The sequence below is a fragment of the Embleya scabrispora DSM 41855 genome, from assembly GCF_000372745.1.
In the GTDB taxonomy this organism is placed as follows: domain Bacteria; phylum Actinomycetota; class Actinomycetes; order Streptomycetales; family Streptomycetaceae; genus Embleya; species Embleya scabrispora.
Genome location: NZ_KB889571.1, coordinates 1 through 16,112, shown reverse-complemented (window position 1 = coordinate 16,112; position 16,112 = coordinate 1). Strand labels below are relative to the sequence as shown.

General features: G+C 68.7%; 18 protein-coding genes. All 18 read right to left on the bottom strand.

Annotated elements, in window-relative coordinates; genetic code table 11:
* Window positions 1-145: 145 nt before the first annotated feature.
* Window positions 146-721 carry a DUF2550 domain-containing protein gene (locus tag A3IC_RS0105930; RefSeq protein WP_020549141.1) on the bottom strand — a complete coding sequence of 192 codons (576 nt, stop codon included), beginning with the start codon at window positions 719-721 and terminating at the stop codon, window positions 146-148.
* A gap of 83 nt (window positions 722-804) precedes the next feature.
* Entirely contained in the window at window positions 805-1,179 is a 375-nt protein-coding gene (locus tag A3IC_RS0105925) for a F0F1 ATP synthase subunit epsilon (RefSeq protein WP_020549140.1), read from the bottom strand.
* 206 nt (window positions 1,180-1,385) lie between these two features.
* On the bottom strand, window positions 1,386-2,834 hold the full coding sequence (atpD, locus tag A3IC_RS0105920) for a F0F1 ATP synthase subunit beta (protein WP_026217932.1): 1,449 nt from the start codon (window positions 2,832-2,834) through the stop codon (window positions 1,386-1,388).
* Window positions 2,835-2,839: 5 nt separating this feature from the next.
* A complete protein-coding gene (locus tag A3IC_RS0105915; protein WP_020549138.1) occupies window positions 2,840-3,748 on the bottom strand; it encodes a F0F1 ATP synthase subunit gamma in 909 nt (302 codons plus the stop codon).
* A 20-nt stretch (window positions 3,749-3,768) separates the two neighbouring features.
* Window positions 3,769-5,412, bottom strand: a complete 1,644-nt coding sequence (gene atpA, locus A3IC_RS0105910) for a F0F1 ATP synthase subunit alpha (protein ID WP_020549137.1) — start codon at window positions 5,410-5,412, stop codon at window positions 3,769-3,771.
* 146 nt (window positions 5,413-5,558) lie between these two features.
* Window positions 5,559-6,374, bottom strand: a complete 816-nt coding sequence (locus A3IC_RS0105905) for a F0F1 ATP synthase subunit delta (protein WP_020549136.1) — start codon at window positions 6,372-6,374, stop codon at window positions 5,559-5,561.
* Window positions 6,374-6,931: a F0F1 ATP synthase subunit B gene (locus A3IC_RS0105900; protein ID WP_020549135.1), complete on the bottom strand. Its 558-nt coding sequence runs from the start codon at window positions 6,929-6,931 to the stop codon at window positions 6,374-6,376. The genes A3IC_RS0105905 and A3IC_RS0105900 overlap by 1 nt, the downstream gene beginning before the upstream one ends.
* A gap of 32 nt (window positions 6,932-6,963) precedes the next feature.
* The gene (gene atpE / locus A3IC_RS0105895) at window positions 6,964-7,197 is read right to left on the bottom strand and encodes an ATP synthase F0 subunit C (RefSeq protein ID WP_020549134.1); all 234 of its coding nucleotides are present in this window, start codon (window positions 7,195-7,197) and stop codon (window positions 6,964-6,966) included.
* Between the two features lie 76 nt (window positions 7,198-7,273).
* Window positions 7,274-8,089, bottom strand: coding sequence for a F0F1 ATP synthase subunit A (gene atpB, locus A3IC_RS0105890; RefSeq protein ID WP_020549133.1), 816 nt, complete (start codon window positions 8,087-8,089; stop codon window positions 7,274-7,276).
* Between the two features lie 86 nt (window positions 8,090-8,175).
* Window positions 8,176-8,358, bottom strand: coding sequence for an AtpZ/AtpI family protein (locus A3IC_RS0105885; protein WP_020549132.1), 183 nt, complete (start codon window positions 8,356-8,358; stop codon window positions 8,176-8,178).
* A 133-nt stretch (window positions 8,359-8,491) separates the two neighbouring features.
* Window positions 8,492-8,896, bottom strand: coding sequence for a Cg1360 family ATP-synthase-associated protein (locus A3IC_RS0105880; RefSeq protein ID WP_020549131.1), 405 nt, complete (start codon window positions 8,894-8,896; stop codon window positions 8,492-8,494).
* Between the two features lie 196 nt (window positions 8,897-9,092).
* A complete protein-coding gene (locus A3IC_RS0105875) occupies window positions 9,093-10,448 on the bottom strand; it encodes an MraY family glycosyltransferase (protein WP_020549130.1) in 1,356 nt (451 codons plus the stop codon).
* A 209-nt stretch (window positions 10,449-10,657) separates the two neighbouring features.
* Complete coding sequence (locus tag A3IC_RS0105870) at window positions 10,658-11,941, bottom strand: serine hydroxymethyltransferase (protein ID WP_020549129.1); 1,284 nt, start codon at window positions 11,939-11,941, stop codon at window positions 10,658-10,660.
* A 139-nt stretch (window positions 11,942-12,080) separates the two neighbouring features.
* Complete coding sequence (locus tag A3IC_RS0105865) at window positions 12,081-12,731, bottom strand: arsenate reductase/protein-tyrosine-phosphatase family protein (RefSeq protein WP_106668799.1); 651 nt, start codon at window positions 12,729-12,731, stop codon at window positions 12,081-12,083.
* Window positions 12,728-13,375: an L-threonylcarbamoyladenylate synthase gene (locus A3IC_RS0105860; RefSeq protein ID WP_020549127.1), complete on the bottom strand. Its 648-nt coding sequence runs from the start codon at window positions 13,373-13,375 to the stop codon at window positions 12,728-12,730. The genes A3IC_RS0105865 and A3IC_RS0105860 overlap by 4 nt, the downstream gene beginning before the upstream one ends.
* Window positions 13,376-13,520: 145 nt before the next feature.
* Window positions 13,521-14,366, bottom strand: a complete 846-nt coding sequence (prmC, locus tag A3IC_RS0105855; RefSeq protein WP_020549126.1) for a peptide chain release factor N(5)-glutamine methyltransferase — start codon at window positions 14,364-14,366, stop codon at window positions 13,521-13,523.
* A 10-nt stretch (window positions 14,367-14,376) separates the two neighbouring features.
* Window positions 14,377-15,444 carry a peptide chain release factor 1 gene (gene prfA, locus A3IC_RS0105850; protein WP_020549125.1) on the bottom strand — a complete coding sequence of 356 codons (1,068 nt, stop codon included), beginning with the start codon at window positions 15,442-15,444 and terminating at the stop codon, window positions 14,377-14,379.
* A 154-nt stretch (window positions 15,445-15,598) separates the two neighbouring features.
* Complete coding sequence (rpmE, locus tag A3IC_RS0105845) at window positions 15,599-15,823, bottom strand: 50S ribosomal protein L31 (RefSeq protein WP_020549124.1); 225 nt, start codon at window positions 15,821-15,823, stop codon at window positions 15,599-15,601.
* Window positions 15,824-16,112 lie beyond the last annotated feature (289 nt).

The window sequence follows — 16,112 nt, the reverse complement described above, 5'->3', positions numbered from 1 at the left end:
ACCCGCGCAGGCGTGGGGCCCGGGGGTCGCCCCCGGAACAGGCACAGCATTCTGGCGCGGCACGCGAATCGCGAGGTGGGCGACGTGCTGTGGGTGCCCGGCGCCAACCGCTGAGTACCGGCGACCGTCGAAGACGTGTGCGCCGCTAGGCGACGTTGACCCGTTGCCCCGGCGGCGCCGCTTCCAGCCAGGCCAGGAAGCCGGTCAACGCGTCGTCGCTGAGGGCGAGTTCGATCCGCGCGCCGTCGTGCTCGCAGACCAGGATGACCGCGCCCGCGAGCAGCGCCAACTCCTCCTGGCCGGCCGGTTCCCGGCGACCGATCACGTGGATCCCGCCGCGCTGCAGCACCCGGCGCGGGCGCGGCGCGTAACTGAACACGCGGAACCACTCGATCCGGTCACCGCTGTATCGGGCGATCCCGAAGACCCAGCCCTTGCCGTGGTCGGGATCGGCCGACGGCGCCGCCGGATCCCCCTCGGCACCACTCTGGGCCTCCTCCGGGGACGACGACGCGGCGCCCCCCGGGGCCTGCTGCCCGGGAGACGCCGCGGTGGTCGATCCGGCCTCGCCGGCCGGCAATACCGGTGGACGCATGCGAAGCGAACAATCGAAGGTGCCACCCGGTCGCTGGATCAGTCGGCGACGCAGCGCGAAGGCCGCGACGCCGACCACCAATACGACGACAACGGCCAGAATCACGCTCAGCACGACGAGGACCATCCGGATCGACCTCCTCGTTCGCGCGTTGAGCAGTGGTCCCGGCCGTGTATCGGTCCGGGCTCTGGTGCTGCGACTGGCTGTGGCTAGTCCCGCCGCTGGGCGGCGAGCAGCCGCGTCTCCGCGCGCCGCTCGGCGCTGGAGTCCTGCGCCGCGCCGGCGCGCTCGAGCGCCCGCTCCGCGCGGGCGACATCGATCTCGTCGGCCAGCTCGGTGATCTCGGCGAGCAGCGAGAGGTTGTTGTCCGCGAACGAGATGAACCCGCCGTGGACCGCCGCGATGACGACCGAACCGTCGGCCTGACGGATCGTCACCGGGCCTGATTCGAGCACTCCGAGAACCGGCTGGTGACCGGCCTGGATGCCGATGTCGCCGTCCGCGGTGCGTGCGATGACGATGGTGGCCTCGCCGGACCACACCTTGCGGTCGGCCGCGACCAGCTCGACGTGCAGCTCAGCCAACGTGGCTCCTCATGTCGGGTCGAAGACACGCTGGTCTTCGCCTCCGCCCTCACGGGACGGGTGGTGTTCAAGGATAGTGGCCCGGACGGGCCTGGCTCCAACCGGCTCAATCGCCGGCGGGTTTCCGGAAGGGCCGGACGGCCCTGCCGGGAACCGACACGAGGGGCGGACCCGTTCGGGACCGCCCCTCGTCGATCAGGCGATCGTCAGCCCTTGTTGAGCTCGGCGATCTTCTTCTCGAGGTCGTCCAGCCCACCGAGCATGAAGAATGCCTGCTCGGGAGCGTGGTCGTACTTGCCGTCGGCGATCGCGTTGAACGCCTCGATGGTCTCGGAGAGCGGAACGTCCGAGCCGTCGAGCCCCGTGAACTGCTTCGCCACGTGGGTGTTCTGCGACAGGAACCGCTGGATGCGACGCGCGCGGTGCACGGTGAGCTTGTCCTCTTCGGACAGCTCGTCCATGCCCAGAATCGCGATGATGTCCTGGAGGTCCTTGTACTTCTGCAGGATGTTCTTGACCCGCATCGCGCAGTCGTAGTGGTCCTGCGCGACGTAGCGCGGGTCCAGGATCCGGGACGTCGAGTCCAGCGGGTCCACGGCCGGGTAGATGCCCAGCTCGGAGATCGGGCGGGAGAGCACGGTCAGCGCGTCGAGGTGCGCGAACGTGGTCGCCGGGGCCGGGTCGGTGAGGTCGTCCGCGGGGACGTAGATCGCCTGCATCGAGGTGATCGAGTGACCACGCGTCGAGGTGATGCGCTCCTGGAGGGTGCCCATCTCGTCGGCGAGCGTCGGCTGGTAACCCACCGCGGAGGGCATCCGGCCGAGCAGCGTCGACACCTCGGAACCGGCCTGGGTGAACCGGAAGATGTTGTCGATGAACAGCAGCACGTCCTGCTCCTGCACATCGCGGAAGTACTCCGCCATGGTCAGGGCCGACAGAGCCACCCGCAGACGGGTGCCCGGGGGCTCGTCCATCTGGCCGAAGACGAGCGCCGTCTGGTCGTAGACGCCCGCTTCCTTCATCTCCTCGATCAGGTCGTTGCCCTCACGAGTACGCTCGCCGACGCCGGCGAACACCGACACACCCTCGTGCAGACGGGCGACACGGACGATCATCTCCTGGATGAGCACCGTCTTGCCGACGCCCGCACCACCGAACAGACCGATCTTGCCACCCTTGACGTACGGGGTGAGCAGGTCGATGACCTTGATGCCGGTCTCGAACATCTCGGTCTTCGAGTCGAGCTGGTCGAAGGCCGGGGCCTTGCGGTGGATCGGCCAGCGCTCGTTGACCTCGAAGGTCGCGCGGTCCACGTCGAGGACCTCACCGAGGGCGTTGAACACGTGGCCCTTGGTGACGTCGCCCACGGGGACGGAGATCTGCGCGCCGGTGTTCGTGACGATGGCGCCGCGGACGAGGCCGTCGGTGGGCTGCATCGAGATCGCGCGCACGATGCCGTCGGCAAGGTGCTGCTCGACCTCGAGGGTGAGCGTGCTCTTGCCCTCCCCCTCGCCCTGGCCCGTGAGGTCCAAGTCGACGTGCAGCGCGTTGTACATCTCCGGCATCGCGTCGACGGGGAACTCCACGTCGACGACCGGGCCGATGACGCGGGCGACGCGGCCCGTGGCAGCGGCCGTCTCAACAGTGGCAGTCATGATGTCTAATCACTCCCCGCGGTCGCGTCGGCCAAGGCGTTGGCGCCACCGACGATCTCGCTGATTTCCTGGGTGATCTCGGACTGGCGAGCGTTGTTCGCCAGACGAGAGAGGGTCCGGATGAGGTCTTCGGCGTTCTCGGTCGCCGACTTCATCGCCCGCCGGCGGGCCGCGTGCTCGGAAGCGGCGGACTGCAGCAGGGCGTTGAAGATGCGGCTTTCGACGTACCGCGGCAGCAGTGCGTCGAGAACACCCTCGGCCGAGGGCTCGAAGTCGTAGAGCGGGAAGGGACCGCCGGCCGGCGGCTCGTCCGTCTCCTCGACCGCCAACGGGAGCACCCGCACCGCGACCGGGCTCTGCGTGAGCATGGAGACGAACTCGGTGCTGACGAGGTGAATCTCGTCCACACCGCCCTCGTCGGTGGGCGTCACGAACGCGTCGATCAGCTCACCTGCCACCTTCTTGGCGTCGGAGTACTCGGGGCGGTCGGAGAATCCCTTCCACTGCCCGGCCAGGTCCACGTCGCGGAACTGGAAAAACCCGATGCCCTTGGACCCGATCACGTAGCGGCGAACCGTCTTGCCCTCGTCCTCGAGCAGCTTGGTGAGCTGCTCGGCGGCCTTGATGGCATTCGAGTTGTAGCCGCCCGCGAAACCGCGGTCACTGGTTACCAACAGCACCGCGGCCCGAGTGGGTCGCTCCACCGAGGTGGTCAACGGGTGCTGCGTGCTGGAGAAGGTGGCGACCGCGGAAACGGCGCGCGTCAGCTCGTCGGCGTACGGCTTGGAGGCCGCGACGCGCTGCTGCGCCTTCACGATCCGCGACGCCGCGATGAGCTCCTGGGCGCGCGTGATCTTCTTGGTCGCCGACACGGAACGGATCCGACGCCGGTAGACCCGAAGTTGGGCTCCCATTGGTCAGGGTTCTCCGTTCTTTACTCGGACTTGGCCACGTGACGGGTGATCTTCTCCTGGCCGACGTCTTCCTTCGTCAGCCCGGCAGGCGTCACGTCCTGGATCAACGGCTCGCCGTCGAACTTGGTGAACGTCTGCTTGAAGGAGTCCACCGCGTCGGTGAGCGCCATCACGGTGTCGTCTTCCAGCTTGCCGGTCTCGACGATCGCGGTCAGCAGGGCACCGTGCTTGTGCTGGAGGTACTCGTGCAGCTCCTTCTCGAAGCGACGAATGTCCTGCACCGGCACGTCGTCCAGCTTGCCGGTGGTACCGGCCCAGATCGAGACGACCTGGAGCTCGATCGCGAACGGCTCGAACTGCCCCTGCTTGAGCAGCTCGACCATGCGCGCACCACGCTGGAGCGAGGCCTTGGAGGTGGCGTCCAGGTCGGAACCGAAGGACGCGAACGCCTCCAGCTCACGGTACTGGGCCAGGTCGACGCGAAGTCGACCCGCGACACTCTTCATCGCCTTGATCTGCGCCGAGCCACCGACTCGCGAGACCGAGATACCGACGTTGACCGCAGGGCGCACGCCCTGCAGGAACAGGTCGGACTCCAGGAAGCACTGGCCGTCGGTGATCGAGATGACGTTGGTCGGAATGTACGCCGACACGTCGTTCGCCTTGGTCTCGATGATCGGGAGACCCGTCATCGAGCCGCCGCCGAGCTCGTCCGACAACTTCGCGCAACGCTCGAGCAGACGCGAGTGCAGGTAGAAGACGTCACCGGGGTACGCCTCGCGCCCCGGCGGACGACGCAGCAGCAGGGACACGGCGCGGTACGCCTCGGCCTGCTTCGACAGGTCGTCGAACACGATCAGAACGTGCTTGCCCTGGTACATCCAGTGCTGGCCGATGGCCGAACCGGTGTACGGGGCCAGGTACTTGAAGCCGGCCGGGTCGGACGCCGGGGCGGCGACGATCGTCGTGTACTCCAGCGCGCCGGCCTCTTCGAGCGAGCGGCGCACGGACGCGATGGTCGTGCCCTTCTGGCCGATCGCGACGTAGATGCAGCGAACCTGCTTCTTCGGGTCGCCCGAGCGCCAGTTGTCGCGCTGGTTGATGATCGTGTCCAGGCAGACCGCGGTCTTGCCGGTCTGCCGGTCGCCGATGATCAGCTGACGCTGGCCGCGGCCGATCGGGGTCATCGCGTCGATCGCCTTGATGCCGGTCTGCATCGGCTCGTGCACCGACTTGCGCATCATGACGCCGGGGGCCTGCAGTTCGAGGGCGCGACGGCCCTCGGACGCGATCTCGCCCTGGCCGTCGATCGGCTGGCCCAGCGGGTCGACGACGCGACCCAGGTAGCCGTCACCGATCGGAACCGACAAAACCTCGCCCGTACGACGGACCTTCTGGCCCTCTTCGATGCCGCTGAAGTCACCGAGGATGACGACACCGATCTCGCGGACGTCGAGGTTCTGCGCCAGACCGAGGGTGCCGTCCTCGAACTTGAGCAGCTCGTTCGTCATGACCGAGGGCAGGCCCTCGACCTTGGCGATACCGTCGTACGCCTCGGTGACGGTACCGACCTCTTCGCGCGCGGCCGTCTCCGGCTCGTACGAGGCGACGAAGCGCTCCAGCGCGTCCCGGATCTCCTCCGGCCGGATCGTGAGCTCCGCCATCTGGTGTCCCTGCTCTCCTAGGTGGTGGGGTTAACGGTCCGCTGTCCGTCGCTTGTCGTACGGAACCGCGGTGCTGCTGTGGGGGCCGCTGTGCCGCTCCGGGGGTTTTCCCCGGGCGGACGACGACGTCCCTGTCGTCCGGTGTCTCAGCCGGCGAGCCGTCGGCCCGCTTCTTCGAGACGTGTGGTCACGGTGCCGTCGATGACGTCGTCACCGATCTCCACGCGGACCCCGCCGATGACGTCGGCATCGATTTCCACGTTCAGGTGGACCTCGCGGCCGTACATCCGGCCCAGCGCCGCGGCCAAGCGAGTGCGCTGCTCCTCGGTGAGGGGCAGTGCGACCGTGACCAACGCGACCATGCGACGCCGACGATCGGCGGCGAGGCGCGCGTACGACTCCAGCCCGTGTTCAAGGTTACGGCTGCGCGGGTGTGCGACAAGCCTGGTGATCAGCCGCCGGGTGACGGGCTGGGCCCGGCCGTCCAGCAGTCCGGAAACCAGTTCCGCCTTGCGCGCGTTCGCCACGCTCGGGTCGGTCAGCGCCGAGCGCAGGTCACGCTCGCCGATCACGATCCGACCGAAACGGAACAGCTCGTCCTCCAGGTCGTCGAGCTTCCCGTCGCGCTCGGCGGCGATCAGCTCGGCGGACACCGAGAGTTCGTCGATCGCGTCGACCAGGTCGCGCGGACGCGACCAACGCGTGCGGACGAGTCCGCCGAGCAGGTCCGTCGTGCTACCGGAGATCTGACCGGAGAGGAGCTGCGCCAGGAAGGCCGCGCGGGCCTCCCCGGAGCGCGTCGAGTCGGTGAGGACGCGACGCAGCGACACCGTCTGGTCGAGCAGGATGACCACGGAGTCGAGCTCCTGGGCCAACTGGACCATGTCGGTACCGGTCGCGGTCGCGAGCGCGTCGAGGCGCTCACGAGCCGCGGCGAGGGATTCCCTGCTGGCGCCCTGCATCAGCGCACCTTCTCCGAGGTCGCCGTTGCGGAGGCCTTGGCCTCCAACTCCTCGAGGAAGCGGTCGACGACCCGACGCTGACGCGCCTCGTCCTCGAGCGACTCCCCGACGATGCGCGACGCGAGGTCGACGGCCAGCCGGCCGACGTCCTGACGCAGCGCGTTCTGGGCCTGGTTGCGGTCGGCCTCGATCTGGGTGTGGCCGGCGGTGACGATCTCGTCCTTGATCCGCTGGCCTTCGGCGCGCATCTCGGCGATGGCGACGGCACCCTGTTCGCGGGCGTCCTCCGTGAGGCGACCGGCCTCACGACGGGCTTCGGTGAGCTGGTCGCGGTAACGCTCCAGCTCGGCCTGGGCCTCGGCCTGCGCCTCTTCGGCGCGCTTGAGACCGCCCTCGATGGCGTCCGTACGGTCCGCCAGCGTCTTGGCGATCTTGGGAAGGAGCATCTTCCACAGGAAGCCGAAGACGATGAGGAACGCCACGCCACCGATGATGATCTCGTCGAGCGGCGGGAGAAGAGGGTTCATCTTCTCTTCGCTGTTGGCGAGGAAAATCACGGTGTGAGGACCTTCCGTCCGTAGCGGGTGAATCAGGTGCCGTAGACGAACGGCATGACGACGCCGATGAGGGCGAGCGCCTCGGCGAGGGCGAAGCCGAGCAGCATGTTCTGGCGGACCAGACCGGCGGCCTCGGGCTGACGGGCCATCGCCTGGACACCGTTACCGAAGATGATGCCGATACCGATGCCGGGGCCGATCGCGGCGAGGCCGTAGCCGATGGAACCGAGGCTGCCGTGAACGCCGTCGGCTGCGAGGTTCATCATGGGAATTGATCCTTTTTTCGAGGCCGATGGACGATCCACCGGACGACGGTCGAGGAGGGAAAGGTCTGCGGGTCTCTCAGTGCTCGGCTTCGAGCGAGCTGGAGATGTAGGAGGCCGCGAGCAGCGTGATGATGTACGCCTGCAGCGCCTGGATCATCAACTCGAAGGCGGTCAGGATGACGACCACGAGGAACGAGGTCGCCGAGAAGAGCGCCCCGATGTGGAAGCCGAGCAGATACCAGGCGCCGACGCTGAAGGTGACGATCAGCATGTGTCCGGCGAACATGTTCGCGAACAGTCGGACCGCCATGGTGAACGGCCGGGTGATCAGACCCTGCAGCAGTTCGATCGGCGCGAGGAGGAAGTAGATCGCCTTCGGCAGACCGGGCGGGAACATCATGTTCTTGAAGTAACCGACGAAGCCCTGGTTCTTGATGCCCAGGACCAGGTAGGTCACGTACACGACGCCGACGATCGATGCCGGGAAGGCGATCCGCGAAGTCGCGGGGAACTGGGCGAACGGGATGATCGCCATCACGTTCATGACCCAGACGAAGAAGAAGATCGAAAACAGGAAGGGGACGTAGGGGTCGCCCTTCTTGCCCATCGTCTCCCGCGAGATGTTGTCGCGAACGAACAGGTAGCCCAACTCGCCGACGTTCTGCGCGCCGCGCGGCACCATCTTGGGCTTGGCGAAAGCGCTCCAGAAGAAGCCGATCACCAGCAGCATCGAGATGAGCGCGAGCAACATCGGCTTCGTGAAGTCGAAGGCCCCGATGGAGAAGATCGGCTTGAACTCGAAGACGTTCAGCCCGGGCGAGGGGAAGCCGCACCCGGAGAACAGGTGACATCCGCTCTCGCTGGCGAGCGTCTGGACGTCAGCAGTCACCACCGACTCCTTCGTCGTGAAGCATGATTTCGGCTACCTCGATGTGTCGGCGTGGCGAGGGCCACGGAGCGGCACGCAACAGGGCCCGGTCAGGAGGACCTGCCGTGGCGGACAAAGACAAGAACCAGGGACAGAGCGATTCCGACGACCAGGCCGATCGGCAGGAACAGGGCGGAGTGGCCCGTCCACCGGTCGATCAGCCAGCCGATGCCGCCGTAGAACAGCATGCCGCTCAGCAGGTAACCGACACTCGACCATGCGGCACCGTCCATCGCCCGATTCTCTCGGTCCGGTGGACGGGGGCCTCTCTCGCTCATGACGCCCCGGACATTAGCAGTACCTGCGTCGCCTCTACATACCCGGTCCGCGAACCCCGCGCCGCTCTCGACCGACGACGTGCGTATGTCATCGCTCTCCGTCCGGTTCGACATAGGCGATCTTCAGCCGGGTGAAGACCCAGACCTGCGAGGCGACCCAGACCAGCGTGGCCCCGAGAATCGTGAGTCCGAACACCTTCGTGTCGAATGCCTTGGTGTCCTTGAACAGGAACAAAACCAACCCCAACAGCAGGATCTGCACGATGTACGTGAAGAGCGCCATGTTCATCATCATGAGGGGGTTGTCGCGCGAGATACGCCCGATCGCCAACTGGCCGATCGCGAAGAAGGCCAGGACGACGACGGTGGCGAACACCGCGCCGAGCAGTCCTTTGCCACCGGCCGCGAAGAAGGCCGCGATGGCCGCGATTCCTCCGGCTGCGGTCGTGCACACGACCGAACCACGGAGAAGGCGGACGTCATTGGCCTGCATGTCGGTAACTCCGGCATCAGTGGGGGGCAAGGGGCGAATCAGCCGCCCGAACACACGCTCGGGACGACGCAACGCTCGGGAATGGCCGTGGGGGGTCAGAACCCTCGTTGCTGGGGGTTCATCGGCCGTTGATCCTGGTTCGTGAACGGTATCACAAACTATTTGAGCAGAGCTTTACCCGTTCGTGTGTACAAGCTCACAGCCTTCCACCACCCTTTCGCGTCCCCCTGCCGACCGGCAAATGCCCAGGTCGGGAGGGGTCTTCGGGATTTCGCGAGGAGCCTGTGACGGGTGTGGCGGATGCTCCGTTCAGCCGTACGCCGTCTGATTCGCCGGGAACCATCGCGTCGACCGGAACGTTCGCGCCGCGCCCGCGCCGACGGAGCCGGCGATAGCGCGGTGGAACCACGTTGTGCAGCTCGGTGGGCACGTGCGGCTTGAACCGCGGCAACATCAGGATCACCAGTCCCAGGGCGATCAGCCCCAGGCCCGCGTAGACGATCGGACGCCGTTCCGGGCGCACCGAGATGAGCACGGTGAACGACGCGATCAGGCCGGACCAGAAGTACATGATCAGCACCGCACGACTGTGCGAGTGGCCGATTTCCAGGAGTCGGTGGTGCAGATGGCCCTTGTCCGCGGCGAACGGCGAACGACCCGCCCAGCCGCGCCGGCCGACCGCCATCACCAGGTCCATCAGCGGCACCACCAGCACCGCGAACGGCAGCACCAGCGGGATGTAGACCGGCACCAGCTTGTGCGTGGTGAAGGTTCGCGAACCGTCGTTCTGCACCATGATCGCGCCCGGGTCGATCCGACCCGTGACGGTGACCGCCGCGGCGGCCAGCATCAGGCCGATCAGCATCGAGCCGGAGTCGCCCATGAAGATCCGCGCCGGGTGCAGGTTGTGCGGCAGGAAGCCCACGCACATCCCGATCAGCAGCGCGGTGAACAGCGTCGGCGCGGCGGCACCGGAAACGCCGTAGCCGAACCAGAGCCGGTAGGAGTAGCCGAAGAAGGCGAGCGCGGCGATGCACACCATGCCGGCCGCGAGGCCGTCCAGGCCGTCCACGAAGTTCACCGCGTTGATCGTGATGACCACTATCCCGATGGTCAGCAGCGTGCCCTGGGTCGGCGTCAGCCCCACCGTGCCGTAGCCGGGGATGGGCAGCCACAGGATCACGATGCCCTGCCAGACCATCACGCCCGCGGCGAGCGCCTGACCGAGCAGCTTGATGATCGCGTCGACGCCCCATTTGTCGTCGATCACCCCGAGCACCGAGATCAGCGCGCAGCCGGACAGCAGTGCCTGTACGTCGGTCGAGGAGGTGAACACGTCCTGAAGCACCGGCAGATGGCGTGCGACCAACAGACCCGCACACAGGCCGCCGAACATCGCCAACCCGCCCAGGCGCGGCGTCGGCTCCTTGTGCACGTCGCGCGCCCGGATCTCGGGCATCGCGCCCGCGGCGATGGCGAACCGGCGGACCGCGCCCGTCAGCAGGTAGGTCACCGCAGCGGCGACGAACAGCGTGAGCAGGTATTCGCGCAAGACTCAACCGTCCCCGGCTTCGGCACATCCCAGCGGCAGCACGGGCATCAGACTAGACGTGCCGCCGCTCCCCGGGAGAATCACACGTCTTCACCGGCGAGGGACGATCGCACAATGCTCGGTGGCGCCGCCACCGGCCCGTCGCCCCACACGTAACCACAGTCACCCCGGTCCCAGCCACCCCGGGGCCGGATTGCCTGATCCGGGCCTCACCGGCCCGGGTAGGCCGGATGGGTCGCGACGAGTTCGCCGACCGCCGCGCGCACCTCGCGCAGCACGCTCTCGTCGTCCGCGCGCACCGCCCGCCCGATCAGCAGGGCGATCTCCTTCATGTCCGTCTCGGTCATGCCCTGCGTGGTCACCGCGGCCGTGCCGACCCGGATCCCGGACGCGATCATCGGCTTGACCGGGTCGAACGGGACCGCGTTCTTGTTCAGCGTGATCCCCGCTCGCCCGCAGCGGTGTTCCGCGTCGCTGCCGCTGACCCCGATCGGTCGCAGGTCCAACAGCGCGAGATGGGTGTCGGTGCCCCCGGAGACCGCCCGCAGGCCCTCCGCCTGCAGGCCCTGCGTCAGGGCCTGCGCATTGGCCACCACACGACGCGCGTACGCCCGGTACGCCGGCGTCGCCGCCTCGCCCAGCGCGACCGCCTTGGCGGCCACCGCGTGCATGTGCGGGCCGCCCTGGCTGAACGGGAACACCGCCCGGTCGATCCGGTCGGCGAGTTCCTCGCGGCACAGGATCAGCCCGCCGCGCGGACCGCGCAGCACCTTGTGCGTGGTGCACGTGACGATGTCCGCGAACGGAATCGGCGAGGGCACCGCGTCGCCCGCGACCAGGCCGATGAAGTGGGCCGCGTCCACCATCAGGTAGGCGCCCACCTCATCGGCGATCTGTCGAAAGGCCGCGAAATCGACAAGTCGCGGATATGCCGTGGCGCCGCACACGATCAGCCGCGGCCGATGCGCCCGAGCCAGGTCCCGGACCCGGTCGTAGTCGATGCGCTCGTCGCTCTCCCGGACCCCGTAGGCGACCGCGTGGAACCAGCGGCCGGAGAAGTTCACCCGGGAGCCGTGGGTGAGATGCCCGCCGTGCGGCAGCGACATGGCCAGGATCGTGTCGCCCGGTGCCAGCACCGCCGCGTAGGCCGCCAGGTTCGCGGCGGTGCCCGAGTGCGGCTGCACGTTGGCGTGCTCGGCGCCGAACAGGGCGCGGGCCCGGCGGACGCCCAGTTCCTCGGCGCGGTCCACCTCGGCGCAACCGCCGTAGTAGCGCCGTCCGGGGTAGCCCTCGGCGTACTTGTTGGCGAGCGTGCTGCCGAGTGCGGCAAGCACCGCCGGGGAGGTGAAGTTCTCGCCGGCGATCAGTTGCAGGCCGCCGCGTTGTCGGGCCAACTCGCCCAGGAGCACCTCGGCGATCTCCGGATCCGTCTCGTGGAGGGCGGCGAAGTCCGGTCCCCAGAAGGGAGTTGACGTGGAGTCGGGAGTGCCCATGGGATTGCTCCTCAAGGCCGCAGGGACGTCTCCACCATATGCCGGGGGTCGGGACACGGACAGGCTCTTCCGGGGCCCAATCAAGCCCGTTGCCGGCCGCGCGGCGCACCTGCTCGCGACCCGCGCGCCGACCCGTCGTTCAGAGGCTGTGCGCGGGGTGTCCGGTGAGCGCGGTGAGCACCGGATCCAGGGCCGACCCGATGTCGGAGGCGCAGGCCCGGAAGACGCTCAGCGGCGCGCCGTACGGATCGGCCACCTCGTCCCACTCGGGATCGGGCGCGGCCAACCGGCCGCGCAGCGCCGCGGCGGCCCGCACCAGCGAGCGCCCGCGCTGGACCAGATCGCGCTCGGGGTAGGGCGCCCGCTCCAACACCGCGACCAGCCGGGTGAATTCCTTGAGCGTGAACGTACGAAGGCCCGAGGCATGCCCCATGGACACCACGTGCGCGCGGTGGTCGAGCGTCGCGGTGAGCACCAGATCCGCCTCGGCGACGTGCTCGTCGAGCAGCTCGCGGCCGTGGAAGTCGCCCGGGTCGGCGCCGTATTCGAGCAAGACCTCGGCCGCGTGCGGCTCCATCGGCGCGCCCTCGTGCCCCCAGGTCCCGGCGCTCTGCACACTGAGCCGGACCGCGTCGTCGGCGGCGAGCCGGCGCTCCAGGCCGAGCCGCGCCAGCCGCTCGGCGATCGGCGAGCGACAGATGCTCCCCGTGCACACGAACAGGATCCGAAACGAGTCGGGCGCGGACCCGTACGGCCCGTAGGAGTGCCCCACGGGTGGTGGCGGGGTCAATTCACGCCCTCCAGGTCGGGGACGACCTCGCGCAACGTCTCCAGCGACAGGGCACCCTCACGCAGCAGCCGGGGGCGGCCGGCGGTCAGATCGATGATCGAGGACGGGGCGGTCGAGGGGCACGTGCCGCCGTCCAGGTACACCGACACCGAGTCGCCGAGCTGGGCCTCGGCCTCGTCGACCGTGGTCGCCGCCGGATTGCCGGACCGGTTCGCGCTGCTGACCGCCATCGGGCCGGTCTCGGTGAGCAACTCGATCGCGACCGGGTGCAGCGGCATCCGCACCGCGACCGTGCCGCGCGTATCGCCCAGGTCCCACATCAGCGACGGTTGGTGGAACGCGACGATGGTGAGCGCGCCCGGCCAGAACGCGTCGACCAGTTCCCAGCCCACCTCGGGAAAGCCGGTGACCAGCCCGTGCAGCGTGTTCGGCGAGCCGACCAGCACGGGCGAGGGCATGTTGCGGCCCCGGCCCTTGGCATCCAGCAACGCGTGCACCGCGTGCGGGGTGAACGCGTCGGCGCCGATGCCGTACAGGGTGTCCGTCGGCAGCACGACCAGGTCGCCACGCTTGATCGACCCGGTCGCCTCACGCAGCCCGAGCCCACGGTCCATCGCGTCGGAGCAGTCGTAGCGTCGGCTCATCGGACACTTACCTCCTGAAGCGGTACGGGCGGTACTTGCCGTACTGGCGGTACAAACGGTGCGAACGGTGTGGGCAACGCGGGTGTGGCCGGCGATGCGGGGCGCGCGACCGGGGCGAGCGGTGCGCAGGTGCGGGGCGCGCGGTTCACGCGCCTTCCTTGCGTGCGGTGGTGAAGCGCGGGCGATTGGTCAGGTCGCGGTGGTCGGCCGCGTCCACCCAACCGGCTTCCTCGTTGAAGATCCACGGGACCGCGCCGCCCTGGGTGTCCGCGTGCTCGACCACCACCAGGCCGCCCGGGCGCAGCAGCCGGTAGGCGGTCTTGGACAGGATTCGGATGAAGTCGAGCCCGTCCGGCCCGGAGAACAGGGCCAGCTCGGGATCGTGGTCGCGGGCCTCGGGCGCCATCTCGTCCCGCTCGTCCAGCGGGACGTAGGGCGGATTGCAGATCACCAGGTCGACCGTGCCGTCCAGCTCCGGCAGCGCGGCGAGCGCGTCGCCCCGGTGCAGGATCACTCGCGAGCCACTCGCGTTGCGCGCGGCGTAGCGGTACGCGTCCGGGTCCAGCTCGACCGCGTGCACGACCGAGCGCGGCACCTCCTGGGCGACCGCGAGCGCGATCGCACCGGAGCCGGTACACAGGTCCACCACGAGCGGCTCGGCCACGTCCATCGCGCGCAGCGCGTCTATCGCCCAGCCGACCACCACCTCGGTCTCCGGGCGGGGCACGAACACGCCCGGGCCCACCTGGAGTTCGAGGTAGCGGAAGAACGCGCGCCCGGTGATGTGCTGCAACGGCTCACGGGCCTCCCGCCGCGCGATGGCCTCCCAGAACCGCGCGTCGAAATCGCCGTCGGCGACGGTGTGCAGCGCGCCACGCTTGACGCCGTGCACGAACGCCGCGAGTTCCTCGGCATCGAAGCGCGGAGAGGGAACGCCCGCGTCGGCCAGTCGCAGGGTGGCCTGAGCCACCTCGGCGAGCAGCAGATTCATCTCGTCTCCGTTATTGGTGGGCGAGCCGGGCGGCCATGTCGGCGTCCACACACGCCTGGATGACCGGATCGAGATCGCCGTCGAGCACCTGGTCCAGGTTGTACGCCTTATAGCCCACGCGGTGGTCGGAAATCCGGTTTTCGGCGAAGTTGTACGTCCGGATGCGCTCCGAGCGGTCCACCGTGCGGACCTGGCTGCGACGCACGTCGGAGGCTTCCTTGTCGGCCTCCTCCTGGGCCGCGGCGAGCATCCTGGCGCGCAGGATGCGCATCGCCGACTCCTTGTTCTGGAGCTGGCTCTTCTCGTTCTGGCAGGAGACCACGATGCCGGTCGGCAGGTGCGTGATGCGCACCGCGGAGTCGGTGGTGTTCACCGACTGGCCGCCGGGGCCGGACGAGCGGTACACGTCGATGCGCAGGTCGTTGGCGTTGATCTCGACCTCGACGTCCTCGGCCTCGGGCAGCACCAGGACGCCGGCCGCGGAGGTGTGGATGCGGCCCTGCGACTCGGTGGCCGGCACCCGCTGGACGCGGTGCACGCCGCCCTCGAACTTCAGCCGGGCGTAGACGCCCTCGCCGGGCGCCGGGTTGCCCTTGGTCTTGACCGCGACCTGAACGTCCTTGTAGCCGCCGAGATCGGACTCGTTGGATTCGAGGATCTCGGTCTTCCAGCCGGCTCGCTCGGCGTAGCGCAGGTACATCCGCAGCAGGTCGCCGGCGAACAGGGCCGACTCCTCGCCGCCCTCGCCCGCCTTGACCTCCAGGATCACGTCCTTGTCGTCGGCCGGGTCGCGCGGCACGAGCAGCCGGCGCAGCTTCTCCGCGCACTCCTCGCGGCGCTGCTCGGCCTCCTCCGCCTCGGCGGCGAAGTCCGGGTCCTCGGCGACCAGTTCGCGTGCGGCCTCGACGTCGTCGGCGGCACTGGACCACTGCCGGTAGGCGTCCACGATGGGCCCCAGTTCGGCGTAGCGCCGCCCGAGATTGCGCGCGCGCGTCTGGTCCGTGTGCACGGCCGGATCGGCGAGCTGCCGCTCCAGGTCGGCGTGCTCGGCGAGCAGGTCGTCCATCGCCTCGAACACTGGGGCTCCTCTGGGTTATGGCCGCGAACTCGGCGGGATCGGTAACGCGGTGGCGGGATCGGCGGGACGCCGGACGGGCGGACAAACGAACGGCGCCGGAGGGGCGGGACGGACCTTGGACAAGGCCCACCGCTCCTCCGGCGCCGCGGGGTCGCTACTTGCTGCCGGCCACCGGCTGCTTGCCGAAGCGCTTCTCGAAGCGCGCCACACGGCCACCCGTGTCGAGGATCTTCTGCTTGCCCGTGTAGAACGGGTGACACTGCGAACAGACCTCGACGCGGATCTGGCCGCTGGTCGCGGTGCTGTGCGTGGTGAACGTCGAGCCACAGCCACAGGTGACGGTGGTCTCCACGTACTCGGGGTGGATGTCGGGCTTCACAGGAGTCTCCTTGGGTTCGGGAGGGCGCCGGGTCGTACACCCGAGTGGGCGTCACGTGAACCGGGGCCGACAGAGCAGTCTGCCAGGAGGGGGCGACCGGACCCAAATCCGGGTCTGTACCGCCCAACCACGACCGGGGTCGTGGCATTCCCTCCTGGCCGACGCTGTGTCTGGTCTTGCGTTTCGTGTTCCTTACGACCGGCCCGAGGACCTGGTCGCTCGGCATCGGCGTGGTCTTTTGACCGTGCTGATCCGGGAGCGACCCCCGGACCCCACGCCTGGGCCCGAC